The sequence below is a fragment of the Nocardia carnea NBRC 14403 genome (assembly GCF_000308515.1).
Taxonomy (GTDB): domain Bacteria; phylum Actinomycetota; class Actinomycetes; order Mycobacteriales; family Mycobacteriaceae; genus Nocardia; species Nocardia carnea.
The window spans coordinates 113,103-137,670 of the sequence record NZ_BAFV01000126.1 but is presented as its reverse complement, the minus strand read 5'-3'; the positions used below and the strand labels follow the sequence as shown (position 1 = coordinate 137,670).

The following is a 24,568-nucleotide window of genomic DNA, read 5'->3' as shown; positions in this document are numbered from 1 at the left end:
GTGAAACTTCTCGTCACCGGCGGCGCCGGATACATCGGATCGGTCGTCGCCCACCAACTCGTCGCCGCCGGCCACGACGTCAACATCATCGACAACCTGTCCACCGGTCACGCCGGCAACCTGCCCGCCGCGGCGAGGTTCCACCAAATGTCGATCCACCAGGTCGCCGACATACTCACCCCGAAGGCCGGATTCGACGGAGTCCTGCACTTCGCCGCCAGCATCGAAGTCGCCGAATCGGTGCGCAACCCGGAGAAATACTGGCACAACAACATCGAAGGCTCCCTGGCCCTGCTACGCGCCATCCGCGTCGCACACACCCCACGCCTGATCTTCTCCTCCACCGGATCGATGTACACCGGCGACGGCACCACAGCATTCGACGAAACCGCCGAAGTCCGCCCGAAAAACCCCTACGCCGTGACCAAAGCCACCGTCGACCAGCTCATCGCCGGAGAATGCGGCGCCTCCACAACCCTCGGCGCCGCGTCACTGCGCTACTTCAACGCCGCCGGCGCCGTACTCACCGACGACGGCGTACACCTCGGCGAACGCCACGACCCGGAATCACACCTGATCCCGATCCTGCTCCAAGCCGCCGGCGGCCAGCGCAACGAATTCACCCTCTACGGCGAGGACTACCCGACCGCCGACGGCACCTGCATCCGCGACTACATCCACGTCGCCGACCTCGCCGCCGCACACCTGCTCGCTCTCGACACCGTGCAACCGGGCCGCCACGAAATCTACAACCTCGGCAACGGCACAGGCTTTTCCAACCGGCAAGTCCTCGACACCGTCCGCCACGTCACCAGCACAGACTTCCCCGTTCGGATCGAAGTCCGCCGCCCCGGCGACCCCGCCGTATGCATCGCCTCCAGCGACAAAGCACACCACGAACTCGGATGGAAACCGCAGCACACCGACCTCTCAGACATCGTCGCCAGCGCCTGGGAATTCCACCGCTCGCGATACAAGGTCTGACCCGGTGGTTCCGAACGTACTGCGAGGCAAAGAGCTTGCCGTCGTCGACGTCGAGGGCAACGGCCAGACCCCACCTGAGATCATCGAGATCGCGATCCTGCCCGTCGCCGGCGACAGCGTGCATGTCGACCAGATGCGATCGTGGTTGATCCGGCCCAAACAGCCGATTACCCCGATCGTGACGCGCAAGGTTCACAGGATCAGAAACAGCGATGTCGCCCACAGCCCCACCTGGCCAGAGGTATCCGACGCGATCGAACCCGTCCTTGCCGGACGGGTCCTGGTCGCGCACAACGCAATCGTGGAACGACGGGTGATCGGTGACCATCTGCCGAGATGGGCTCCGCCGATGGTGCTCGACACCCTCAAGCTCGCAAAGGCGATATGGCCCCAACTGGCCGGCGGCTACGCGCTGGACAAACTGGTGACCCATGCTCAGCTCGACATCACTGCCGTCACCGGCCACCGGCACCGCGCCGCGTGGGATACCTGGGCGGCGTGGCAGCTTCTCACACGGCTGCTCGACGAGAGCGCGCTGGACTGGGACGAGCTTGTGCAGGTCGCGGCACCGATCGAGTTCGTCCCGCAGGCAGAGCCGGACGGCGGGTTGTGGTGAGCACCACCGATTCCGTGCGCCGGCCACAATAGCGATGACTCCGACCGTGTTCGAACCGAGAAGCTATTGCGCCGGCCTCTTCGCGGAGCCCCTGCGCGGCGAGATCTTCGGGGTCTCCGGTGTGGTCGAACATCGATCCGGCGGGCAGTTCCCAACCCCACTGGCACAGGGTTTGCCGGTATTGGCGCAGCATGAGGATCTGATGGTCGGTGGTCAGCGGTACGACGTAGACCGCTGCGGCCGTTTCCAGCACAGTCAAGGTGTGGTGGCCGCCGTCTCGCCCGCGGACCGTGTCTCGGCGGATTCGGCCGAGTTTGTAGGCGTAGGGGGTACTCACGTTCGAGCAGCGGCCACTGGTCGGTCACCTCATCAGGTCCGTGGCAATATCGGTGCGGACGACCTTCCCCCGCAACTCGATCCGATCGACCACCTCATAGGCGGCGGCGCGTGCCGCGGACGGGTCGGCGGCACGCGCCACGACGTTGATCACACGCCCGCCCGCGGTGATCACCGCGCCGGAGTCGTCGAGGGCGGTGCCGGCGTGCAGGACGTGCACGCCATCGATGGCGGCGGCGTGGTCGAGGCCGCCGATGGGGTCTCCGGTGACCGGCTGTGCGGGGTATCCGTCGCTGGCGATCACCACATTGACCGCGGTGTCAGGGCTCCAGTCGAGTTCGAGATCGGGTTTGAGGGTGCCGGTGGCGCAGGCATACAACAACCCGGACAGCGGGGTGTTGAGCCGCTCCAGGACAACCTGGATTTCGGGATCGCCGAAGCGGGCGTTGTATTCGATAACTTTGACGCCGTCGTCGGTGAGGATGAGGCCGGGAAACAACACACCAGCGAAGGGTGCGCCGCGGCGCTGGAGTTCTTCCAGGACCGGAGTGACGACCGTGGCGGTCAGCTCGGCTTCGAGGTCGGCGAAAATCCAGGGCACGGGAGAGTAGGCGCCCATCCCGCCGGTGTTCGGGCCGAGGTCTCCGTCGCCGACACGTTTGTAATCACGGGCGAGGGCCATCGCGACCGACCGGGTCCCATCACACAGCGCGAACATCGAGAATTCTCTGCCGTCGAGGTATTCCTCGATGACCACCCGGTCGCAGCCGGCGGCGTGCGCGCGGGCCCCGTGGATATTGTCGGTGACCATAACGCCTTTGCCTGCGGCCAGCCCGTCGTCCTTGACCACATAGGGCGCGCCGAACTCGGTGAGGGCGTCGTCGACCTCGCTGCTGGTCGTGCAGGTGCGTGCCCGGGCAGTAGGGATTCCGGCCGCGTTCATCACGTCTTTGGCGAAACCCTTGGATCCCTCGATCCGCGCCGCATCCTGCGTCGGGCCGAAGCAGGCGATGTCGGCTGCACGCACCGCGTCGGCGACCCCGGCGATGAGCGGCGCTTCCGGCCCGATGATGACGAGATCGACACCGAGAGCGGTGGCGAGCGCTGCGACCGCGGCGCCGTCGCAGGGGTCGACCGGATGGCATGCCGCTATCGCGGCGATGCCCGGGTTGCCGGGGCCCGCGTGCAGCGCCGTGACGTCCGGATCCCGGGACAAGGCCGCGACGATGGCATGCTCGCGGCCGCCGCTCCCGATGACGAGAATCTTCACAAGGCTCCTTCGGTGTGGTGGTGAAGAACTGCATGAAGGGTAGCGCTGCCCTGGTCAAGTGCTTATCGGTCAGATAGAGAGCCCCCGTTGGCACGAACCGCAGAAGCGGCGGTGCCGCAAATTGATAGTTCACCCTCCGGATAGGAAATGAATTCAGAATTTCCCCAGGGCATTGGGACGGCGGTGATCAACCTCCCAATAACCATGTGGGATTGAGAGATTGACAGCCGAGGATCGAGATTCAATGCTTAAGAGATAGATGCCAGCAATGAACTCGAGATTGTGTCGGACCGACGGTTGGTTTATTCAGCTCACGTGATTGGAATTAAATATGCAGCAGCCCAACTTGCCGGGGCGACTCGCCGGTAAACGTGTTCTCATCACGGGCACAGCCGGTGGCCAAGGTCAGGCAGCGCAGCAGTTGTTCGCCAGAGAAGGCGCTCGGGTATGTGGTTGCGATATTCGCAGTGGTGGAGCAGTAGACACCGCCGCGATATTGTCGCGTGAAGGATTCGAGGTGTACGGGAGCGAAGTCGACCTCAGCGACGCTGTTGCTGCCAGAAACTGGATCGAGGAATCGGCGAAAACGTTGGGCGGGATCGATGTCCTGTACAACAATGCGGCGGGCTTCGGGTTCGCGCCGTTCTCCCAGATGGACCTCTCGCTGTGGCGCCACGTTATGAAAGTCGAGTTGGACATCCTTTTTCACACGACAAGCCCCGCGTGGCGGTGGCTGTGCGAGGGCGGCGGCTCGGTGATCAACACTGCGTCGCTGGGCGCCATCCTCGGGATCGGTCCGCTCGGTTCGGTTGCGCATTCGACGGCCAAGGGTGGTGTGGTCGCTATGACCAAAGCATTGGCTGCAGAAGGCGCAGAGTTCGGGGTGAGAGTCAATGCGATCTCGCCCGGGTTCGTGTCGACACCGGCGACAGACGCCGTCGTAGACGGCGAACTACGCGCCTGGCAGTTGTCGCGCCACCTCCTGCAGAGGCCCGGAACCGGGCTCGACGTCGCCGGCGCTGCCTTATATCTGGCATCCGACGAATCCTCATGGGTGACCGGACAGAACCTGAGTGTCGATGGCGGCGCAACGGCCGGCTGGCGCAACGACACCGAAACCCGTCGTATCCAAACCCTGGCCGCAGGCGCAAAAGTCGAGACGCGGTAGAGCGCTACCTGCAGTTCAGTAACCGGCTGATGGAGGTCGGAGAAACTCTCGCGCTGCTACGGCTCGACGACGACCTGGTCCTGCGTGATCTCGTCCGGGCAGTCGGCGATCCCGCATTGCTGGCCGACATCGATGCAGAATTCGAAGCCGGTCTGGATTGGTTGGCCGAGATACTCGCCGAGCCAGGCCATGTGCCCACTGCCGACGATGTCGTCGAGGTGGTGCACAGTATTTTCGATGCCCTTCCCGCTGAGCTGGATCTCGACCCCGTCGGAGCCGCGGCTGTCGACGCTTACCTCGAACACGCCACGCAGATCCTGATACGCCTTGTGATCGACGCCGCGCCGATCGAGCCATGAGTCTGGCACCTGGGCCACGATACTGCTGGCCAGCGGGACGGGCGGAACGCCCGGCCTGCGTCAGCGGGACTGGGAAACACTCTGCGAAAATGTCGGACCGCTCCGAAAACTTCGATGACGGCGAGCTGGTCACCAGAATCAACGACCTCTACACCTGGACCGAGCTGACCAACGCCCCGTTGAGCCTCGTATCTGCCCCCGACATGGCGTCACCCGTATCCCCCGCAGGGAACCGATGTCGAAAGCCGGCCCCGTGCCGAGATTCTGGACACGGTAGCCGCCGACATCCACACTTCATCGACCCGGCAGGATCATCCCATGGTCACTCACCATGCCTCTACCATCGCCGCCCGCATCATCGAGCACATCAGCCATCAGCCAATCGACGGCCTCACCCTCCTCGGACAAGGCGACACGTCCCCCCGACCCGACACGACCGGCTCAATCGCATCGCCCGACGACATCCCCACGCACGCCACCGAGTCCGTAGACCGCGACGCGGCAGTCATAATTTTCGACGTCGCACAGCTGTCCTTCAACGCCGAGAAGGGGCCCGTGCGGTGGTGGCTCGAAGTACGGAGCATCGACGAACAGACAGGTATCGACGCGTTTCAACTGGTCGCAGGCGGCGAGCTGGTCCGCGATATCAACCCCGTGATTGCCGCCCTGCGTGCAATCACCCTGGGCGACAGCGGTCCGGACTGACCGGCCTCGCACAACCTGGCACCGACTGAATTCACCGCGATGCGTACACGACCAGCAGATCACGCAATGCGCGGATCTCGCGGTTCGCCTGGTCCAATTCACGGCGCAGGTGTCGATTTTCGTCGACCAGTACCTCGACGTCGGCCGACGGCACATGCACCAGCGTCGCCGCACGGTGGCCGTTCCCCGATACCGAACCAGCGAACTGCGCCGAACCTGGTTCGGAGGTCGCTACGGCCTCGCTGACACTGGGTGGTGTGTCGTCCAGGATGGTGTCGTCGTCACCCGCAGGCTCCGATGTCGAGGGCTCGTCTGCTTCCTCCACGTCGGAGTGATCGAGCAGGGGCTCGGAGGCCACCGGTTTGTCCTGCTGTTCGGTGTCGTCCGTCAGGTCGGCGGATGTGGCGGTGCCGACACCGTCCTCCAGTGCTACGTCTTTTTCCCAGTTCGCCAAGCTCGCCACCGATGGGCCATCTTTGGAGTCTGCAACCTTCTGGCGTGCTTCGCTGAGGGACAACCCTTGTCCGCGCAAAGTCTGGACTGTCCTCAGGTGCTTTTTCTTTTCATGATCGGAATAGCGCTTGGCCACTGTCGGACACCCTTCTGCCAGCTGGTTGTGTCGCCTCCAGTGAACCACCTGTACCACAGGCGTAGACCGATGCGCTGATCAGCGCATGATGCTATACCAAGCCCTGGGCTGAGCGACCGTCTCCGACGGCCCCTGGCGCGAGTCGAGTTGCCCGCCGTCGACCACGGGCACAAGGTCGCCGGCGTGGCGATTTCGGTCGCGGCACCCGGGCAGGTTCGGGTGCAGGGTATTCAGGGCCTTCTCCCCTGGCCGGCCGGTGTCCAGTGCTAGCTTGAGTTTTAACCTCTGAGCTGGTGTTTTGTGGCCCCGGGTGGTCATGGGTGAAGCCCTTGGTTGATCATGTCTTCTTGCGACAGAAAGACTTTCAGCAAACAAGGGCTTCAATGAACAGTGTGCACGACACCGGCGCCGCCGGCACGGTCGGGGACCTTTCGGCGTTTCGGCGGGAGTTGTATCGGTGCCTGTCCCGGCGGGCGGATGCGGTGTTCGAGCTGGTGGATGCGGTGTTGTGCGCGGACGGGCCGGTGCGGTCACTGCCGGAGCTGTCGTTGATCGGTGAGCATCGCCGAGGACACGGCAGCATCTATGCGGGTCTGGACCGTGGACGGATCGATATCGCCCGGCTTCGGCGGGCGCTGGTGTCGGTGCCGCTTCGGTGTAGGCGAAGAAACTGTGCCGCGTCTTATCCAGCACCCAATCCTCGGGTTGCGGTGCGACGGCGTCCATGATCTGCGATCGCCACAGTTGCTCCGCCTCGGACAACACTGGCAGCCGATCCGCGCGGCGGGCCCGATGCCGAGCAGACCGCGGCGTCATCGCCTGCGACGACACCTGGCGCGAATAGATCACCGGGACCTTGTGCGCCCTCGCTTCACCGATCAAGTCCCGGCATTGGGACACCGTCTCCTCCAGCCTCCACAGCGGCGGCCACCCGTATGCGTCGCGGACGTCTTGCTTGAGATACGAGTTCTGCATGTCCACGACGAGCAACGCCAACGACCCCACAGTCACACCTCTGTCCCCGAAACCTGCTCTATCCCAACGCCGGCAGCGATGAGAACACAGTACGAGCCGCCGGCCGAATCCGCGCAGGGATCAGCCCGCCGGGGTTTCCGGTGGAAGGGGCGCCCGCCCGGACATCACAATGAAGGGATGGACTTCGCTTCGACGGAGCTGCGGCGTCTGGCCCCCGACGACTGGCAGGTGTTCCGGCAGATCCGCCTGGCCGCGTTGACCGACGCGCCCCACGCGTTCGGCGCCACCCTTCAGGCGGCCCAGCAGCGCAGTGAACACGACTGGCGTGGCCTGCTCACACGGCGCGCCCAGTTCGTGGCCACCGCTGCCGGCGCCGCGGTAGGAACCGTCGGGGCCCTCGACGAGGGCCCCGACATGCATTTGATGTCTTAACCGGACTGTCATGTTCCTAGTCCTTGATGCGTTCTGGTGGTGATGCCGTGAGCGGCGAACCAGGTGCGTGCGCGTTCGAGGAACGCGATCGCAGTGGCAGCCTTCTCGTCCGGCAGCGCTTCGGTATCGGCCAGCCGGGAGTATCCGTCGATCGCGGAGTGAAAGAAGACGTATCCGGTCTTCGCGCCTCGCGTCTTTGTGCGAGCGACAGCCTTGGCCTGGGCACTGTTCTTGCCGTGCACCCGCCAACCGCCGCCGCCAGGGATACGGCCAGCCTTCCTCACATCGAGATGCACCATGTGGCCAGGTCGTTCGGCGATGATCTTCCGTGGCGCGCGGTTGTTCGCACCGTTGGGGTCGATGAACTTCCGCCGGTTTAGGCCGAGCTGTGCAAGCAGCCGTGTGACCGTGTGGCGGCTGACCGGGGTGCCGTCCTGGTGTAGCTCGAACGCGATGCGGGAGGCTGACCATTTGTGCTCGCGCCGCATTGCTTCGATGCATTCCACGATGCGTCCGGGCGTGGCCGTGGGCTGACGTGCTGGGCGGATGACCGGTCCAGCAGCCCCAGGTCGCCGAACTGCTTGTAGCGATTTACCCACTTTGACGCGGTGGCGCGGGAGATTCCCATCTCGGCCGCTACATGAGCGACCAGGCGCATGCGCAGCGCTCCACAAGCCGCCGTCGGCCCTCCGGGGTCAGCGGTGCGTTCTGGTGAGTCATGGATTGGTTCTTCGACCCAGGAGGGAGGCCTACGCCGAGAGTGATGTTGAAGGCACGAGCGCGAGTTTTCCCACTGTGGTGCGTGCTTCGAGGTCCTGGAGTGCTTGCGGGCCGTCCGACAATTCGCGGGTTGTAGGAGTGCCTGGGCCGAGGACCCCGCTCGCGATCAGGCCGAACATCTCTACCATCACCTGGCCGAAGATGTGCGGTACGGACTGGATCAGAATGCCGATGTTCAGGCCGATGAGGTGGACTTGGTGCCTGTAGACGAGGTCCCAGTTGGTGATCGAAGCCTCGCCGTCGGCGAGACCGAACGTGACGACGCGGCCAGTGATCCGTTTGGCGGCGGCTAGGCTCGCCTCGAATGTGGAGCCGCCGACCGACTCCAACACGAGGTCGACGCCCGCGCCGTCGGTCAGGCGAAGGACCTCGGTAGCAAGTTCGCTGCTGCGTGAGTCCAGGAGGTAGTCCGCGCCAAGCTTCTTGACCACCTCGTGCTTGTCGGAGGACGCCACGGCGATCACCGTTGCACCGTAGTGCTTGGCCAGCTTCACGGCCACTTGACCGGTCCCTCCGGCGGCCGCGTGGATCAGAACCGTCTGCCCCGATTCGAGCTGCCCCAACGGTTTCAGCGCGGCCAATGCGGTCGGCCAGGACACGACCAGACCCAACGCCTGCTCGTCGGTCCAACCTGGTGGCAACGACACTGTCCCAGCCGCCATCAGCACGGCGTACTCCGCGAAGGCCCCACCCATGATCGTGGCGCCGATGACGTGGGTGCCGAGCTCGACGCCGGAAACGCCTTCGCCGAGCGCGACAACCTCGCCGGCCGCCTCGATGCCCGCCACGTATGGAGGTTGTGGGCCACCGGCGAACACGCCATAGGACTGCGAGATGTCGACGAAGTTGACGCCCGCTGCGCCGACCCGGATCAGCACCTCGCCCGGGCCGGGAGCCGGAACCGGCGCATCAGGTATCAGGTGAAGACTCTTGGGCCCGTCCAGGGACGACTGCTGCAGGGCGCGCATCGTTGCAGGAATGCTCATGACCATCCGATCAGGTTTGTTTACTGATTGACAAACAAACCTTGTCACGAGGTTCGGAGCTGGTCAAGCTAATGTTGATCGAACGACAAACAAAGCATGGAGGCGCACCGGTATGGCCAGTCGCGGGAGGCCGCTCACATTCGACCCTGACACCGCCTTGCAGCGGGCGCTCGAAGTGTTCTGGGAGCGCGGCTACGAGGGCACCTCCCTCAGCGACCTGACCCGGGCGATGGGCATCGCCTCGGCGAGCATCTACTCCTACTTCGGAAGCAAAGAGACCCTCTTCCGCCAGGTCATGGACCACTACGGCGCGACCGCCGGCGCACCGCCACGCAACGCACTCGACGAGCACTCGGCCGTGCGAGAAGCGATCCACGCCATGCTGCGCGCGACCGTCGACCAGATCACGCGGTCAGACGCTCCGCATTACTGCATGCTCATCCTTGCCGCCCCTACAGGCGCGATCGAGAACGAGCCCATCCGCGAGTTCCTGGCTGACATCCGGCGGTCCCAGTTCACGGCGATAAGGGACCGGCTGCAACGCGGGGTCGACGAGGGCGAGCTCACAGCGAGCGGGGTCAACATCGACGCGGTCGCACGCTATTACGCCACTATCGTGCAGGGTCTGTCGGTCCAAGCTCGCGATCGTGCGACGCGCGCCGAATTGGAAGACGTCGTCACAGGCGCGATGGCCGGATGGTCCGCGCTCACAAGAACTCCGTAGACACTCGTCCTGTGCGCGCTTGGGTGCCGACCGCTCCGTCGAGGCTTCCAGCATGATCCGATCATCTGCCAGGCTTACGCAGTTCCAACGTCAACAACCTCCTGGCCAGCAGCAGCTAGCCGACACCCGAACCCACAAGATGGTGGGCTGTTACCTGTGGGTTCGGGTGTCACGGCGCTGGCGGGGTGTGGTGGAGGGTGAGTAGTAGGTGGTCGATGAAGGTGCGTTGGGTGACGGGGCCGCCGCCGGCGGCGGTGATCGCGGTGACGAGGCGGTGGGCTACTTCGCGTAGTTTGATGTTGGTTTCTTGTGATCGCCATTGCAGTACGCGGAAGGCTTGGTCGGCGTTGAGGCCATAGGTTTGCATCAGCATGCCTTTGGCTTGTTCGATCACTGCGCGTGATTCGACGATTTCGGGCAGGGTCTCGTCGAGTGCTTGCCGGCGTTGCTGTTGCAGGGAGTCGGTGACGTCTACGCAGTAGCCGGTGGTGCCCACGACCGTGCCTGCTTTGTCGGTGAGGGTGTCGCCGACGACGATTACCCAGTGCTGTCGGCCGGTGGTGTCGATGAGGCGGTGGCGGCTGGAGAACGGTGCACCGGTGGCGAGGGTGTCGGCGATACCTTGCGCGACGTGTTCGCGGTCGTCGGGGTGTTTGTGTGCGAGCAGTAGTTCGGTGGTGGGTTCGACGGTGGGGTCGTAGCCGTAGAGCTCGGCGACTTCCTGCGACCACTCCCAGCGTTGGTCGGCGAACCAGAACCGGAAGCTTCCCACCTGTTGTGGTGTTGCTGTGATTGCCTCCAGTGGGGTGGTGGCGGCCGGCTCGTCGATGCCCGTCATGCTCCGATTGTGCGGCATGTCCTGGCCGTGGGCGCCGCATCGGCCGGGCTGGGCAGCGAGGGTGTCCAGGATGTGAGATGCGCCTCGATGAGGGCGCAGGGCTCATCGCTAAGTTTTCTGTTTGTTAATGTGTGCAAGTAGCGTGGTTAGGTGCGGTGGGGTGCGTCGGCGGAAGGCGGAAACGATGCCGGGTTCGAGTGGGCCCTTGTATCAGATGAAGGCGGAGTTCTTCAAGACGCTGGGGCATCCGGTGCGGATCCGGGTGTTGGAGTTGCTCAGTCAGCGCGAGCATGCGGTGTCGGAGATGCTCAACGATATCGATATCGAGCCGGCGAATTTGTCCCAGCAGTTGGCGGTGCTGCGGCGGGCCGGGTTGATCACCAGTCGCCGGGAAGGTTTGTCGGTGACCTATGAGCTCACCTCACCGCAGGTAGCGCAGTTGCTGACCGCGGCGCGTGCCATCTTGACCGGGGTTGTGGCGGGGCAGGTGGAGGCTTTGGAAGAACAGCCCGCCTGACGGCCCGGATCGCCTGCGGCCTCGTCTTCTCGTTTGGTCGTGGCGATGCCGCCGATTGTTTGCATGTTTTCCTACATAGTCATCTAGTTGTTGATGGAGGAGATGTTGGTGGAGATCGATCACGTGCCCGGAGTCGAGTCGATGGCGGCGCCCACCGGTCATGCGCGGGTCCTGGCGTGGGTGGCCGAGGTCGCCGATCTGACCGCGCCCGAGGATGTGGTGTGGTGCGACGGGTCGCGGCAGGAGTGGGACCGCTTGACTGCCCGCTTGGTGGAGAAGGGCACCTTTGTCGAGTTGTCGGGGAAGCCGAACTCGTTCTGGTGTGTCTCCGATCCCGAGGATGTGGCGCGGGTGGAGGACCGTACGTTCATCTGCTCACGAGACAAGCGGGATGCGGGGCCGACGAACAACTGGGTGGATCCGGTTGATATGCGCACGGTGATGACCGAGCACTATCGCGGCGCGATGGCCGGGCGCACCATGTATGTGATCGCGTTCTGCATGGGCCCACTCGATGCGGAGGACCCGAAATACGGTGTGCAGATCACCGATTCGGAGTACGTGGCGGTATCGATGCAGATCATGACCCGCTCCGGAGCCCCGGTATGGAATCAGCTCGGCGGCGACGCGGAGTTCGTCGAATGCCTGCATTCGGTCGGCGCACCCCTGAGCCCGGGGCAGTCGGATGTGGCGTGGCCGTGTGACCGGACGAAATATATTGCGCATTTCCCAGAAGACCGCGTCATCTGGAGTTACGGCTCCGGCTACGGCGGCAACGCCCTGCTCGGTAAGAAGTGCTTCGCCCTGCGGATCGCTTCGGTTCTGGCCCGCGACGAGGGGTGGCTGGCCGAACACATGCTGATCCTCAAACTCACCTCCCCGCAGGGCCGCACCCATTATGTGGCGGCGGCGTTTCCGTCCTCCTGCGGCAAAACCAACCTCGCCATGCTCGAACCCGCCCTGGAGGGATGGCAGGCCGAAACCGTCGGCGACGATATCGCCTGGTTGCGGTACGGTCCCGACGGCCGGCTGTATGCGGTGAATCCGGAAGCCGGGTTCTTCGGTGTCGCCCCGGGCACCGGGGCGAAGACCAACCCGAACGCGATCGCCACCATCTCCCACGGCAACTCGATATTCACCAACACCGCCCTGACCGATGACGGTGACGTGTGGTGGGAAGGACTCACCGACACCCCACCGCAGCATCTGACCGATTGGCGCGGAAACGACTGGACCCCTGATACCGCGACCGGCCCGGCGGCGCACCCGAACTCGCGGTATTGCACCCCGATCGAACAGTGCCCGTCGGTGGCGCCGGAATGGAACGACCCGGCCGGGGTTCCGATCTCGGCGATCTTCTTCGGCGGCCGCCGCGCCACCACGATCCCGCTGATCGCCGAATCCTTCGACTGGACCCACGGCGTGTTCACCGCCTCGGTGCTGTCCTCGGAAACCACCGCCGCCGCCGCGGGTCAGGTCGGTGTGGTGCGCCGGGATCCGATGGCGATGCTGCCGTTTTTGGGGTATCACGTCGGTGACTACTTCGCGCACTGGCTGCGCCTGGGCAACACCGCAGACTCGGCCAAGCTCCCCAAGATTTTCCAGGTCAACTGGTTCCGCCGCGACGCTGATGGCGGGTTCCTGTGGCCCGGGTTCGGTGACAACGTGCGCGTGCTGAAATGGGCGCTGGAACGGATCGAGGGCACCGCGGCAGCGGATGCCACCGCCGTCGGCTATGTCCCGGTGCCGAGCTCGCTGGATCTGTCCGGATTCTCCGAGGCCGACAAACGCTCGGCACGGGCCGCGCTTGAAGTCCACCACGACGAATGGGCCGCCGAGGTCGCCTCCATCGAGGACTGGTACGCCAGCATCGGCGCCGCCGCGCTACCCGAACCGTTGTGTGATCAGCTCGCTGCGCTGAAGAACCGCCTGGCCCACACCCCGGCTCGGCCCGCCGACACCGCCGCCGGGGCGTCGTGACCCTGCGCGCGCTGCTGCCCACCCGGGCGGACTGGACGCCGGCGCTGCGCCGCCCAGGGCCCGATCTGCTCGCCGGTGTCATCGTTGCGCTGGTGGCGTTGCCGTTGGCACTCGGTTTCGGGATCAGTTCCGGTCTCGGCGCCGCGGCGGGCCTGGCCACCGCGATCATCGCCGGTGTCGTGGCCGCGGTGTTCGGTGGCTCCCGCTTCCAGGTTTCGGGCCCTACCGGCGCGATGACCGTGGTGCTGCTGCCGATCGTGGCCGAACACGGCGGCCCGGGCGTGCTCGCCGTCGGGTTGATGGCCGGTGTGGTGCTGGTCGTGCTCGCTGCGGCCGGTGTCGGGCGCGCGGTCCGCTTCATGCCGGCGCCGGTGATCGAGGGATTCACCGCGGGTATCGCCGTGGTGATTGCGTTGCAGCAGTTCCCGTCCGCCCTCGGCGTCGGCGAGGCCGAGGGCGAGAAGATGTGGCAGCTGGCTTCCGACGCCGTCTCCCGCTACCTCGACCACCCCGACCCCGCCCCGCCGGTCACCGCGCTGCTGGTCGCCGCCGCGGTGCTGATCGGGGGCCGCTACCTGCCCAAGCTGCCGTTCGCGCTCGTGGCGGTCGCGGTCGCCACCGCGGTGGCCGGACTCGCCGAGCTCGACCTCACCCGAATCGGGGCACTGCCCGCGGGGCTGCCCGCCCCTTCTCTCGGTTTCCTCGACCCCGGCCAGCTCGGCTCGCTGATCGCGCCCGCGCTGGCCGTGGCCGCGCTCGCCGCGTTGGAATCGCTGCTGTCGGCCACCGCCGCGGATTCGATGTCGGTGGGCACCCGCCACAACCCCGACCGTGAACTGTTCGGGCAAGGCCTGGCCAATATCGCCGCACCGCTGTTCGGTGGCGTCCCCGCCACCGGCGCGATCGCCCGCACCGCGGTCAGCGTCCGCTCCGGCGCCCGCACCCGCCTCGCGGCCCTCACCCACGCGGGCGTGCTGGCCGCCCTGCTCTACCTCGCCGCACCCCTGGTCGCCCAGATACCGCTGGCGGCCCTGGCCGGTGTCCTGCTGGCCACCACCGTGCGGATGGTCGAAACCGCCTCCCTGGCCGCGATCGCCCGCGCCTCCCGCGGTGACACCGCAATCATGGTGATCACCTTCGCCGCCACCGTCGCCTTCGACCTCGTCACCGCCGTCGCCATCGGCGTCGGGATCGCGGTCCTGCTCGCCCTGCGCTCGGTGGCCCGCGAAGCCCGCCTGGACCAGGTTCCCCTCGACGAGGGTGACCACCTCATCGAAGAACACGACCTGCTGCGCGACCATATCGTCGCCTACCGGATCGAGGGACCGCTGTTCTTCGCTGCTGCGCACCGGTTCCTGCTCGAACTGGCCGACGTCTCCGACGTGAAGGTCATCATCCTGCGGATGTCGCGCATCACCGCCCTCGACACCACCGGCGCGCTCGTGCTCAAAGACGCGATACGCAAGCTCGAACACCACCACATCACCGTGCTCATGTCCGGGTTGCGCGCCGATCACCTCCGCCGCCTCACCGCGATCGGTGCGCTGCCCGCTGCGGGCCAGGAGGCGATCTTCGAGAACACGGTCGCCGCGATCTCGCACGCTCGCGGTGACCTTCCCGAGCCGGTCGGAGGAATTCGATGAGCGGTGCCCGGGCCACGCCGACCTTCACCCAGCGCGTGCGCTACATCGCCGGTGCGACCCTGCCGCCGTCGATGCACCAGTGGGTGATCGACGATCTCACCGGTCCGGGCGCGGCCCGCCGCTACCATCTGCGGATCTTGCTGCCGATCATCGCACCGCTGTGCGTGTTCCTGCTCATTCCCGGACCGCTGTGGATGGGGCTGGCGATGATGGCGCTGCTGTACCTGCCCCTGATCTATTTCACGGTCGCGCTCATGTACGTCTACCGCCGCCACCGCCTCGCCAAGCACGGACTCGACCCGGCACTGGCCGATGCGCGAGAACGCCAGAAACACGCCGCCGAACGCGACGCCTACGAACGACGTCACGGGCGCTGAAACGATGTCGGCGCCTTCTGACATAGTCCCTGCCAGGTCTGGCCGCGGGGTCCGGCCCATGAGGAGGGTGAACGATGAACGGCGGTCAGGCGCGTGAGCAGGCGTGGCAACCGGAGGACCTCAGTCGGCTCGTGGTGGAGCGTCTGAACGCGGGTGACGTCGAGGGTCTGGTGGCGTTGTATGAGCCTGATGCGGTCTTGGCCATACCCGGCGGCGGTGTTGCGGCCGGCAGCAGTGAGATCCGCGAGGCCTATGAGCATTTCGTCGCCGGCGCGCCGGCGTTCACGCCCGGGAGGCAGTTGCCGACGGTCCGCAATGGAGATGTGGCACTGACTTCGGTCCGATTGGGCGATGGCGGCGTCACCGTCGAAGTCGCTCGGCGTCAGGCCGATGGCACGTGGCTGTGGATGATCGATCAGCCCAGCCTGCTCGGGTAGGTCCAGTCAGAAAGTGCTGGTGATCAACTGTTCTCGATGGCCTGGCGGTGCGTGCCACTTGCAGTGGATGTGACCACAGGCCACCGGACTCCACACCGCATAGCTTCGCCGACCGGCACCGAACACGCGGCCGCGTAGGCGACCCGGCCGTGTGTTCGGTGCCGGTCGTGGATCAGAGCTTCTTCACCACGCTGGATTTCAGCTGCATCGGCCCGATGCCGTCGACCTTGCAATCGATGTCGTGATCGCCCACCCCGGCGACCAGGCGAATGTTGCGGACCTTGGTGCCGGCCTTGATCCCGGTGGAGCTGCCTTTGACCTTGAGGGATTTGATCACGGTGACGGTGTCACCATCGGTGAGCAGGTTACCGACGGCATCGCGGACCTCCTCGGTATCGTCGCCGGTGGCCTCAGCTGGTTCCCATTCGTGGGCGCACTCCGGGCACACCAGCAGTGCCCCGAGCTCGTAGGTGTACACCGAAGCGCACGCGGGGCACGGCGGCAGTGTGTGGCTCATGGGAGGATCTCGTTTCGGCGGAAGGTCAGGCGGCGGTGAGGAAGTCGATCAGGACGCGGTTCACTTCCTCGGGGCGCTCGAGATATCCGTAGTGCCCGCAGCGCTCGATTTCGTGATACCGCGCGGCGGGGATCGCCTCGGCGACTTCGCGGCACAACCGCGGAGCCACCATCCGGTCATCGGCGAATCCGACGACCAGGCTCGGCACTCGGATCGCGGCGTAGGCGGCGCGGCGGTCCTGGCTGCGGTCCATGCCGAGCTGGGCGCGGATGCCGGCAGTGCCCTTGCCCGAGGTGAATTCGAAGATGTCGAGCCACTCCTGTGCTTTCCCCGGGTCGTCCAGGGTGTGCGGGGAGAGGTTGAGCATGGCTTTGATCGCGGCGCCATATTCCGGGGGAAGCTCGATACCCTTGTCGTAGAGGGCCTGCTCGCCGCGGTTGAGGGTGGCCGCCACCGGGTCCGGCCGGGCCGTGGCGGCGAACATGACGGCCTTGCCCAGCAATTCGGGTCGGGCCAGGCAGAGTTCGGCCACCACGCGTGACCCCATCGACGTGCCGACCACATGCGCAGGCGCACCCAGGTGCTCGATCAGTGCGGCGGTGTCGCCGACGAGATCGGGCATCGTGATCCCGGACGCCGATTCCGACGACGGCGCGATACCTCGGTTGTCGACCGTGGCGACACGGAACCCCGCTTTCACCAGCGCGGGCGCCTGATGGGTACGCCAGACCCGACCGGGGCTGCCGTTGCCCATGATCAACAGGACCAGCGGACCCGAGCCGGTGACCTCGTAACTGATCTGGACGCCGTTGAGTGCGGTGACAGGCATTCTTCTCCAGGTGTCTGATTGCTAAAGTTAGCAACTACTTTAGCTGCGGTGAGGGCGGCGTCCTCCACCGGCACCCGGGCTTCTGCCGGGCCGGTGAGCACCTCGCAGTGACAGCACCGTGAATCCACAGGCTGCCCTGCGCGTCAGCCATCACCGAGCAGCGAGGAGTCGGTCACCTGGATGATCCCGATGTCGGCGGTGACTCAGATGGTGATCGTGATGATCTCGTGCGCGCTGGTGATCTCTTTGGTCTGGTAATGCTGGCCGCGGATGGCTTGTTCGATGAGCTGTGCGTTGTGACCGCAGTACACGACGATCGCCAGCGTATGCGGATCGATGACCTGCAGGGCGGCGTGCGCGGCCACTGTGCTGTGACCCAACTCGTCGAGTTCGAGGTCATGGATGTTGCGCTCGAGTTCGATGATGCTCATCGGTTTGGACTTTCTGTGTGAAGGGGCGGGAAGCCCACGAAGATCGTGGGTGGTCGGCGTTGGTATCACTGCGGGTTCGTGCGGGTGAGCGGCATGCCGCCGGCTGCGGCAGACGCTGTGTCATGAGGGTCGCTCTCCGGTGCGGGCCGTATCGGTGGTGTCGGGATACGGCGGGACAGGTATCGGCCGGTCGGCGAGAACTCTGCCGACATGACGGGCCACCGTCGATACCAGCGGGTGATCGCCGAGGGCAGGTAGCAGGCGATCGGTCGTGGTGATCAGTGCGATAGCCCGGGCCGCCGCGGCGAGCACATCGACAGTCGGCACCGCTCGGTCGTGCCCGCACACAGCGCTCAATACTCCGGGAAGGGCCACGGCGGCGTAATCGGAGACAGCCCGTGGCATCGGAAGCACGCGCCCCGGCGCCGCCTGCGGCGACACCGTCCCGGTCAAGTCGATCAGGATGTCGTGATAGGTCAGCAGACGCCCGATCGGCAGTGCCGACGCGTCCGGTTGATAGAAGGTCGCGACACTGCCCGCACCGGCACGGTAGAGCACCTGCTCGAGCCGTGGCAGGCGGTCCGCGCCGGTCACCGCCACCCGGCCGTGCCGCGGCGCGACCGCCCGCCGGCGAAGCATCGTCACCGCAGCCGCCGCCAACGCGGCAGTCAGGAGATCACTCTCGGGTACGACGACCGGTCCGCAGTCCTGCCCGGCCACCAGCTTCTGCACCGCGACCGAATCCACCGGGCTCACACCGACCAGCAACACCACGGCCACCGCCGGCGCCAGCTCACAGACTCGTTCGGCGACCACCCTCGGATCGCCACAGGTCATCGGCAACGGCCTTGCCCGCAGCACGGTATATGCGCTCAACAACTCGGTGTAGTCATCCATCGCCGCCCAGCTCGCCAAGCGGTCGGCAACGTCGCGGCCGCGATCGGGTTCCGCGACCGCCATCACCCCGACGCTCATGGCCCTCGGATTCGGGCACTCGGCCCGCATCGCGTGAACCGCGGAAGCGAAATCGTCGATCACTGCCGTACCGATCCTATCTGCGTAGAACGGAAGTTTCGAAATTATGCAATCAGGGTAGAGCCTGTGCACCGCCCGTCCCGCAGGCGGTGTCGATCAGCCGGGTGTGTCGCCGACCAGGGCGGGCGCCGGTAACTCTTCCAGCAACTCGGCCTGTCCCGCGACGACGCCGGTCAAGATCGCCCGTGCGACCGCAAGCAGGTCCGCGACCTGCGGTGAGGTCAACGCATACGAAACCGATAATCCCTCACGCCGGGCGGTCACCAGCCCGGTGCGACGCAAGATCGCCAATTGCTGAGACAGATTGGCCGGCTCGATACCGACCTCCGGCAGCATCTCCGATACCGCGTACTCGCGCTGGCTGAGCAACTCCAGCACCCGTATCCGCGCAGGGTGGCCCAGTGTTTTGAAGAAGTCCGCCTTCATCCGGTAGAGCGGCTGGCTTGCGTCTGCCATCTCGACCTCCATCCGCACTGTTGTTATTAATTTCTAATCTTAGCAATTGGAGTCAATGGAAGGTGAAACCAGCGAAGGTGGGGCGATCAGCAGCAGACCCTCCCGCGGGCTCCGGCGCTGGGATGCGATGCCGGACCGTTTCAACTCGCGCTGCCTCCCGGGTGCAGAACGCCAGTTGAATCGACTTCCCCGAGGCCTGATGCTAAGAAGAACGTGTTCTATTTTCGAGTGGGAGCGAGAGTGCTGTGGGCAATCCGGTGATCGTGGAAGCAGTGCGGACGCCGATCGGCAAACGCGGCGGCTGGCTGTCGGGTTTGCATGCCGCGGAGATTCTCGGTGCCGTACAGGCCGGGCTGGTGCACCGATCGGGGATCGAGGCCGCGTCGGTGGAGCAGGTGATCGGGGGCTGCGTCACTCAGGCAGGCGCCCAATCCAACAACGTCACCCGCACAGCCTGGCTGGCCGCGGGCCTGCCGTGGCAGACCGGCGCTACCACGATCGATGCTCAATGCGGTTCGGCTCAGCACGCTGCGCACCTGATCGCGGGGCTGATCGCCACCGACGCGATCGATATCGGTATCGCCTGCGGAGTCGAGGCGATGAGTCAGGTACCCCTGGGCGCCAACGTCGGAACCAGCGCGGGCCCCCGCCGCCCGGCGTCGTGGAACCTCGATATGCCCAACCAATTCGAGGCAGCCGAACGCATCGCCCAACGCCGCGGAATCACCCGCAGCGACATCGAGGCCCTCGGCGTGCGCTCACAGCATCTGGCCAAACAGGCGTGGGAAGAGGGCCGATTCGCTCGGGAGGTGCTCCCGATAGCAGCGCCGATCCTCGATACCGAAGGCAACGCTACCGGGCAAAACCAGGTCGTCGACCGTGACCAAGGACTGCGCGACACCACCAGCGACTCGCTGGCGCGACTCACACCGGTGATCGAGGGCGGAATCCACACGGCCGGAACCGCATCGCAGATCTCCGATGGCGCCGCCGCGATACTGCTGGCCGATTCCGCTCGCGCACACGCGCTCGGACTCACACCACGCGCGCGGATCGTGTCACAGGTCCTCGTCGGCGCCGAACCGTATTTCCACCTCGACGGCCCCGTTCAAGCCACCACCGAGGTGCTCCGAAAAGCCGGCATGAAGATCGGCGACCTCGACCTTTTCGAGATCAACGAAGCATTCGCCTCGGTCGTGCTGTCCTGGGCGCAGGTCCACGACCCGGATATGGCCAGGGTCAATGTCAACGGCGGCGCCATCGCCCTCGGACACCCGGTCGGCAGCTCCGGATCACGGCTGATCGCCACCGCCCTGCACGAACTCGAACGCCGCGACGCCTCCACAGCCCTGATCACCATGTGTAACGGCGGGGCCATGGCCACAGCCACCATCATCGAACGAATCTAACCCACATCCGCCGAATCCGACGCATATCGCGCCCGCCGCCCGCGGGCGCGATATGCACTCTGACCCAGTGGTCAGCCGAGGCGCTCGATGATGGTGACGTTCGCGGTGCCGCCTCCTTCGCAGATGGTCTGCAATCCGTAGCGTCCGCCGCCACGTTCGAGTTCACCGAGCATCGTGGTGAACAATTTGGCGCCGGTCGCCCCGAGCGGATGCCCGAGAGCGATGGCGCCGCCGTTGACATTGACCTTGCCCGGATCAGCGCCGATCTCCCGAATCCAGGACAGCACCACCGGCGCGAAGGCTTCGTTGATCTCGATCACGTCGATGTCCGCGATATCCATACCCGCCTTCTCCAATGCGTATCGCGTGGCCGGAATAGGCGCGCTCAGCATGAAAATCGGATCGGCACCGCGAGCGGAAAGATGATGGATACGGGCGCGGGGGCGAAGACGATGGGTTTCGACCGCCGTTCGAGAAGCCAGCAATGTCGCCGCCGCGCCATCGCAGATCTGACTCGCCAGGGCAGCGGTCAGGCGACCGCCCTCCACCAAAGGTGGTAACTGCGCCATTTTCTCCAGACTGGTCCGGCGCGGGCATTCATCGACCGCGAAACCGCCGACAGCGACGATCTCGTCGACGAAAGCACCCCGCTCGATGGAAGCGGCCGCACGTTCATGACTGCGCAGGGCCCAACCCTCCATCTCCTCCCGGCTGATACCCCATTCCCGGGCGATCAACTCCGCACCACGGAACTGGGAAACCTCCTGATCGCCGTAACGATCCCGCCACCGCTGCGACCCCGCGAACGGGGTCGAATGACCGAATTGCTCCCCCACCGCCATCGCCGCGGCAATCGGAATCATGCTCATGTTCTGCACTCCGCCGGCGATCACCAGATCCGCAGTGCCACTCATGATCGCCTGCGCGGCGAAATGAATCGCCTGCTGACTGGACCCACACTGCCGATCCACAGTCACCCCCGGAACCTGCTCGGGATACCCCGCCGCCAGCCACGCAGTACGAGCAATATTGCCTGCCTGAGGACCAATCGCATCCACACAACCGAACACCACGTCATCGATCAACGCCGGGTCGATACCCGCGCGGTCCACCACCGCGGTGATCACCTCAGCACCCAGATCGGCCGGATGAACCCCGGACAAGGCGCCACCTCGGCGACCGACCGCGGTACGGACCGCGTCCACAACATAAGCCTGTCCCACAGAGCACTCCCATATCCGGCGCTTTCGAGCCTGCCAATCAAGCAAATGCTTGGTTGCTACCAGGATGGTATCGGCTGCTCCGATCGAACCGTCGATTTCCGGCGCCTCGACACCTGCACAGGTACTGCTCCTACTGGCCCCGGTGAACAGAACTACAAATTGGTCACTATCCGTGGTGGCTCTTTGCGTGACCTTGTCTCGTGGATGTTCCGTCCGGGACCCGGGCTACCGGCCGATCCGCTGCCCTTCGGTGATGATGGGCATACCGAGGTCGGTGAGTGAGGCGGTGCGGCCTGTACGGTCACGCATCCGGTCCAGGCTGGCCAGTTTGGCGGCCGCGGCATTGAGGCTTACGCGCAGGCCTTCAACCTCACCGGTCCAGCCATAGGATTGCGCTTCGGTGATGCGATCGCGCAGGTTACCGATGATGTCCGCGAGCCGGTTGCGGGACCGGAGGTCCACTCGCAGGCTCGGACACCTGATACATGCGTGCTCATGGCTGCACGGGACGTTGTATGGGCGCCCGCAGGTGCCGAGTTCCAGCTTGCGCAATTCGAAGTGCTGCTGGAATTCTTGCCACTCGTGCTCGGTGGGCTCCCGGTACTCGGCCTCGGGCCGCACCGCACGGCGGCTGCGCAGAAATGCGCGATAGGAATTGACCAAATCTTCGTCGAAGACCGCGGCATAGGCTTGCGTGGTACTAATACTTTTATGGCCGAGTATTCGTGCCAAAATGTGTATGGGCAGCCCGCCTTGGACGGCGCCGGTAGCGAACATCCGTCGAAAATCGTGCGGCGTACAATGCAGCGGCTGACCGGTAGCGTCGGTGAGTCCAGTACGCTCCAATGCGGCCGTCAGCCAATTCTGGAACACTTTGTTACCCGGTACTTTCCATTGAAATCCCTGGCGGTGCTGGAAGAGATAGGGCAAAGGCGGGCTGGTGATCTTCTCGTGAGGGTCGTATCGCGCCGTCAGCGGAACGACTCCGCCATTGCGGGCGCGGAGGCGGCTGATGATCGCGGCCAGGACATCGGCGAGTTCGGGGCTGACCAGCAGAAGTCGCTCCTCGTTGCCTTTGGATGGGACTATCTGAAGCATGGGCACGATCTCGCCTGTGGCGGGAAGCTGATAGGAGACCAGTCCGAGATGTGTCAGTTCCATCAACTCTTCGAGCCTGATCCCGGTGTGGCGCAACGTTTCGATGACCGCCCACGCCCAGAACGCATCGTGCTCGGTCTTGTCGACGTCGATAACGAGGCCGGAGGTCATATCCGTAGCCCGATTGGGCAGCGGCACCTCGCGGTAGACGCCGGTGAGCCGGCTCTTGGGCACTACCCGCCGATACCGTTTGCCTGCATGTTCGAATACCGCACCGACCGGTGCGGCTTTGGTCGCGGCGAGTAGAGCCTCCTGGTCGGTCTTGTGGCGTTCGGCGGTATCGACCAGCAGAGGAAGGTGGGGCAGGCGCTCACGGACCCGCTGATGCATCGCAGCCGAGGTCCTCTGGACTGACTTGCCGTAGCCCGCGGTGTCGCGCCGGCGTACCGGGCTCGGAAATGCCCACTGCGCCCACGACGGATCTTGTCGAGCCCATTCCTGCAGATCGAGGTAGAAGCACCGCACAGTATTCAAGGCACCGAAATACGAGTTGTCAGAACGCGGGCGACCACTCTTCAGCGGCACGGTACGCATCCGCTGTTTCCAGCCGTCGGCAATCTCATCGGGAAGATCCAGTGAATCGATGCCGGGGTGATGTCTCTCGATATCGCACCAGAAAAGCTTCACCAGCGTGGAAGTCATGTTGCACAGGCTGTTGTAATCCATGGCTGGGCGGCGTTCATCGAGATATCGAACCAGTACCTCACGGACATTGGTGCTGCGAACTCCGTATGAGTCGACCAGCTCGCGCGTCGGCCGCTGTCCGATCCGCAACGCCTCGGCCAGCGTCGCAGCCTCACCGAGATCCGCAATGCCACGCAGCAGCGTCCACGCCACGGTCAGACCGTCGATCGAATCGTTTTCTCGCAAATGCCACGCACGGAAACCGAGCAAATCCTCTCCGGTCAGTTGATCCACATCGCGACCGGTATGCGTGACGATCTTGGTGATGTGACAGATGGCGGTCCTGCGCCGATCGGCCCCGATCCCAAGCTCGTGCCCACGTGCATCCAACGCGTTGAACAACGCCGGTTGTGTCGTCGCACGGATCCACACCAACATTCCCGGCGATCGAAATGTGCTCAAGAATCGGTAGCTCGGGAAGAAGATCCGGCACGCCAACAGAGCGGAAAGCCCAGATCTCTGGGCTTCCCGCCGGGTTTTCGGCGACCGGGAATCCCCAGGATCGCCGAGCTGATCGAGCCAGTCCGAATCGTGGTCGGCTCCCGACGAGATCCACCGACCCTGCCAGCCATCACCGGGATGAGAGGCCAGCCAGTCGAGGATCGCGCGGGATGTCCGGATCCGAGTTCCGATCCGGTACGCATCGTTTCCCTGCATCGGCAACGCACGGACCAGATCGACGACAGCGTCAACCGGCAAAAGGTCGCGGCCACCACCAGCCACGACGGTGTCAGCCAGGTCGTCATAACGCCTGAGCTTGATGCGGGTGCGCTCCCCGCCGGCCTGCACATCCTTCGCCGTAATCGTCATCGCGCCACCCACCGCCCAGAGCCGAACAGAATGGCAAGATCCCCAGCGTCATAGTCCGCAGCGGGCATAACAGCGCGCTGGGCCGGGTACTGCTCGCGTTCGACGAGATGGTCGTGCACGCGCTGGATCACTGCGGCCTCGTCTTCGACGAGATACACATCGGCAGTGGTTGACAGGTGCTGATGACCCAGTATGACCTGGATATCACGAAGTGAAAGATTCCGGTCACGAGACATTCGCACGGCGGCCGAATGACGCAGATCATGCATCGAATAGTTTGTGCCCAGCGCCTCGTTCACC

At 65.0% G+C, this 24,568-nt stretch carries 26 protein-coding genes and 2 pseudogenes; 14 read left to right on the top strand and 14 right to left on the bottom strand.

What is annotated here, in order from left to right:
* Both galE and ON22_RS34145 read left to right on the top strand, forming a co-directional pair.
* Positions 1-984 carry a UDP-glucose 4-epimerase GalE gene (galE, locus tag ON22_RS34150; RefSeq protein ID WP_033247089.1) on the top strand — a complete coding sequence of 328 codons (984 nt, stop codon included), beginning with the start codon at positions 1-3 and terminating at the stop codon, positions 982-984.
* 4 nt (positions 985-988) lie between these two features.
* Positions 989-1,600, top strand: coding sequence for a 3'-5' exonuclease (locus ON22_RS34145; protein WP_051158446.1), 612 nt, complete (start codon positions 989-991; stop codon positions 1,598-1,600).
* 361 nt (positions 1,601-1,961) lie between these two features.
* On the opposite strand, the gene purD is transcribed toward ON22_RS34145, so the two are convergent.
* A complete protein-coding gene (purD, locus tag ON22_RS34140) occupies positions 1,962-3,206 on the bottom strand; it encodes a phosphoribosylamine--glycine ligase (protein WP_033247090.1) in 1,245 nt (414 codons plus the stop codon).
* A 331-nt stretch (positions 3,207-3,537) separates the two neighbouring features.
* On the opposite strand from purD, the gene ON22_RS34135 reads away from it, so the two are divergent.
* From ON22_RS34135 to ON22_RS34125, 3 genes are all read left to right on the top strand, one after another.
* Complete coding sequence (locus ON22_RS34135; RefSeq protein ID WP_033247091.1) at positions 3,538-4,374, top strand: SDR family NAD(P)-dependent oxidoreductase; 837 nt, start codon at positions 3,538-3,540, stop codon at positions 4,372-4,374.
* 29 nt (positions 4,375-4,403) lie between these two features.
* On the top strand, positions 4,404-4,733 hold the full coding sequence (locus ON22_RS34130) for a hypothetical protein (RefSeq protein WP_033247092.1): 330 nt from the start codon (positions 4,404-4,406) through the stop codon (positions 4,731-4,733).
* A 318-nt stretch (positions 4,734-5,051) separates the two neighbouring features.
* Complete coding sequence (locus ON22_RS34125) at positions 5,052-5,438, top strand: hypothetical protein (protein ID WP_033247093.1); 387 nt, start codon at positions 5,052-5,054, stop codon at positions 5,436-5,438.
* 31 nt (positions 5,439-5,469) lie between these two features.
* On the opposite strand, the gene ON22_RS34120 is transcribed toward ON22_RS34125, so the two are convergent.
* Positions 5,470-6,027, bottom strand: a complete 558-nt coding sequence (locus ON22_RS34120) for a hypothetical protein (protein WP_156052421.1) — start codon at positions 6,025-6,027, stop codon at positions 5,470-5,472.
* A 383-nt stretch (positions 6,028-6,410) separates the two neighbouring features.
* Here ON22_RS34120 and ON22_RS38350 point away from each other — a divergent pair, with 383 nt between their 5' ends.
* Positions 6,411-6,755 (top strand): transposase, encoded by a 345-nt coding sequence (locus ON22_RS38350; protein ID WP_231508771.1) that lies wholly within the window; start codon positions 6,411-6,413, stop codon positions 6,753-6,755.
* Here the strand turns inward: ON22_RS38350 and ON22_RS38345 are convergent.
* Positions 6,691-7,008 (bottom strand): annotated as a pseudogene (locus ON22_RS38345) (cysteine hydrolase family protein); the annotation flags it as partial. The gene ON22_RS38350 and the pseudogene ON22_RS38345 overlap by 65 nt on opposite strands.
* A gap of 171 nt (positions 7,009-7,179) precedes the next feature.
* On the opposite strand from ON22_RS38345, the gene ON22_RS34115 reads away from it, so the two are divergent.
* On the top strand, positions 7,180-7,434 hold the full coding sequence (locus ON22_RS34115; RefSeq protein WP_051158445.1) for a hypothetical protein: 255 nt from the start codon (positions 7,180-7,182) through the stop codon (positions 7,432-7,434).
* A gap of 41 nt (positions 7,435-7,475) precedes the next feature.
* Here the strand turns inward: ON22_RS34115 and ON22_RS38340 are convergent.
* Together ON22_RS38340 and ON22_RS34105 are read right to left on the bottom strand one after the other, a co-directional pair.
* Positions 7,476-8,154 (bottom strand): annotated as a pseudogene (locus tag ON22_RS38340) (helix-turn-helix domain-containing protein); the annotation flags it as partial.
* Positions 8,155-8,183: 29 nt separating this feature from the next.
* Positions 8,184-9,200: an NADPH:quinone oxidoreductase family protein gene (locus ON22_RS34105; RefSeq protein ID WP_033247095.1), complete on the bottom strand. Its 1,017-nt coding sequence runs from the start codon at positions 9,198-9,200 to the stop codon at positions 8,184-8,186.
* Positions 9,201-9,312: 112 nt separating this feature from the next.
* Here ON22_RS34105 and ON22_RS34100 point away from each other — a divergent pair, with 112 nt between their 5' ends.
* Positions 9,313-9,924 carry a TetR/AcrR family transcriptional regulator gene (locus ON22_RS34100; RefSeq protein ID WP_033247096.1) on the top strand — a complete coding sequence of 204 codons (612 nt, stop codon included), beginning with the start codon at positions 9,313-9,315 and terminating at the stop codon, positions 9,922-9,924.
* Positions 9,925-10,093: 169 nt separating this feature from the next.
* Here the strand turns inward: ON22_RS34100 and ON22_RS34095 are convergent, their stop codons facing one another.
* Positions 10,094-10,762, bottom strand: a complete 669-nt coding sequence (locus ON22_RS34095; RefSeq protein WP_033247097.1) for a PAS and ANTAR domain-containing protein — start codon at positions 10,760-10,762, stop codon at positions 10,094-10,096.
* 184 nt (positions 10,763-10,946) lie between these two features.
* Between ON22_RS34095 and ON22_RS34090 the strand changes: the two genes are divergently transcribed.
* The 5 genes from ON22_RS34090 to ON22_RS34070 all read left to right on the top strand — a co-directional run bounded on the left by ON22_RS34090 (position 10,947) and on the right by ON22_RS34070 (position 15,716).
* Positions 10,947-11,279 (top strand): ArsR/SmtB family transcription factor, encoded by a 333-nt coding sequence (locus tag ON22_RS34090; protein WP_033247098.1) that lies wholly within the window; start codon positions 10,947-10,949, stop codon positions 11,277-11,279.
* A 93-nt stretch (positions 11,280-11,372) separates the two neighbouring features.
* Positions 11,373-13,259, top strand: coding sequence for a phosphoenolpyruvate carboxykinase (GTP) (locus ON22_RS34085; protein ID WP_255218575.1), 1,887 nt, complete (start codon positions 11,373-11,375; stop codon positions 13,257-13,259).
* Between the two features lie 2 nt (positions 13,260-13,261).
* On the top strand, positions 13,262-14,902 hold the full coding sequence (locus tag ON22_RS34080) for a SulP family inorganic anion transporter (protein WP_051158456.1): 1,641 nt from the start codon (positions 13,262-13,264) through the stop codon (positions 14,900-14,902).
* The gene (locus ON22_RS34075; RefSeq protein ID WP_033247099.1) at positions 14,899-15,279 is read left to right on the top strand and encodes a DUF5313 family protein; all 381 of its coding nucleotides are present in this window, start codon (positions 14,899-14,901) and stop codon (positions 15,277-15,279) included. The genes ON22_RS34080 and ON22_RS34075 overlap by 4 nt, the downstream gene beginning before the upstream one ends.
* Positions 15,280-15,353: 74 nt before the next feature.
* Complete coding sequence (locus tag ON22_RS34070; protein WP_033247100.1) at positions 15,354-15,716, top strand: YybH family protein; 363 nt, start codon at positions 15,354-15,356, stop codon at positions 15,714-15,716.
* Between the two features lie 172 nt (positions 15,717-15,888).
* On the opposite strand, the gene ON22_RS34065 is transcribed toward ON22_RS34070, so the two are convergent.
* The 5 genes from ON22_RS34065 to ON22_RS34045 form a co-directional block, all read right to left on the bottom strand.
* Positions 15,889-16,233 (bottom strand): zinc ribbon domain-containing protein YjdM, encoded by a 345-nt coding sequence (locus ON22_RS34065; protein ID WP_043740998.1) that lies wholly within the window; start codon positions 16,231-16,233, stop codon positions 15,889-15,891.
* A 25-nt stretch (positions 16,234-16,258) separates the two neighbouring features.
* Positions 16,259-17,062, bottom strand: coding sequence for an alpha/beta fold hydrolase (locus tag ON22_RS34060; protein ID WP_033247101.1), 804 nt, complete (start codon positions 17,060-17,062; stop codon positions 16,259-16,261).
* A 203-nt stretch (positions 17,063-17,265) separates the two neighbouring features.
* Positions 17,266-17,493 (bottom strand): hypothetical protein, encoded by a 228-nt coding sequence (locus ON22_RS34055; protein ID WP_033247102.1) that lies wholly within the window; start codon positions 17,491-17,493, stop codon positions 17,266-17,268.
* Between the two features lie 120 nt (positions 17,494-17,613).
* A complete protein-coding gene (locus ON22_RS34050; RefSeq protein WP_156052422.1) occupies positions 17,614-18,468 on the bottom strand; it encodes a hypothetical protein in 855 nt (284 codons plus the stop codon).
* A gap of 156 nt (positions 18,469-18,624) precedes the next feature.
* A complete protein-coding gene (locus ON22_RS34045) occupies positions 18,625-18,984 on the bottom strand; it encodes an ArsR/SmtB family transcription factor (RefSeq protein WP_033247189.1) in 360 nt (119 codons plus the stop codon).
* 245 nt (positions 18,985-19,229) lie between these two features.
* Here ON22_RS34045 and ON22_RS34040 point away from each other — a divergent pair, with 245 nt between their 5' ends.
* Positions 19,230-20,393, top strand: coding sequence for a steroid 3-ketoacyl-CoA thiolase (locus ON22_RS34040; RefSeq protein WP_033247103.1), 1,164 nt, complete (start codon positions 19,230-19,232; stop codon positions 20,391-20,393).
* A gap of 71 nt (positions 20,394-20,464) precedes the next feature.
* Here the strand turns inward: ON22_RS34040 and ON22_RS34035 are convergent, their stop codons facing one another.
* The 3 genes from ON22_RS34035 to ON22_RS38335 all read right to left on the bottom strand — a co-directional run bounded on the left by ON22_RS34035 (position 20,465) and on the right by ON22_RS38335 (position 24,567).
* On the bottom strand, positions 20,465-21,616 hold the full coding sequence (locus ON22_RS34035) for an acetyl-CoA C-acetyltransferase (RefSeq protein WP_033247104.1): 1,152 nt from the start codon (positions 21,614-21,616) through the stop codon (positions 20,465-20,467).
* A 225-nt stretch (positions 21,617-21,841) separates the two neighbouring features.
* Positions 21,842-24,268 carry a tyrosine-type recombinase/integrase gene (locus ON22_RS34030; protein WP_033247105.1) on the bottom strand — a complete coding sequence of 809 codons (2,427 nt, stop codon included), beginning with the start codon at positions 24,266-24,268 and terminating at the stop codon, positions 21,842-21,844.
* On the bottom strand, positions 24,265-24,567 hold the full coding sequence (locus tag ON22_RS38335) for a tyrosine-type recombinase/integrase (protein ID WP_231508760.1): 303 nt from the start codon (positions 24,565-24,567) through the stop codon (positions 24,265-24,267). The genes ON22_RS34030 and ON22_RS38335 overlap by 4 nt, the downstream gene beginning before the upstream one ends.
* Between the last annotated feature and the right edge of the window lies 1 nt (position 24,568).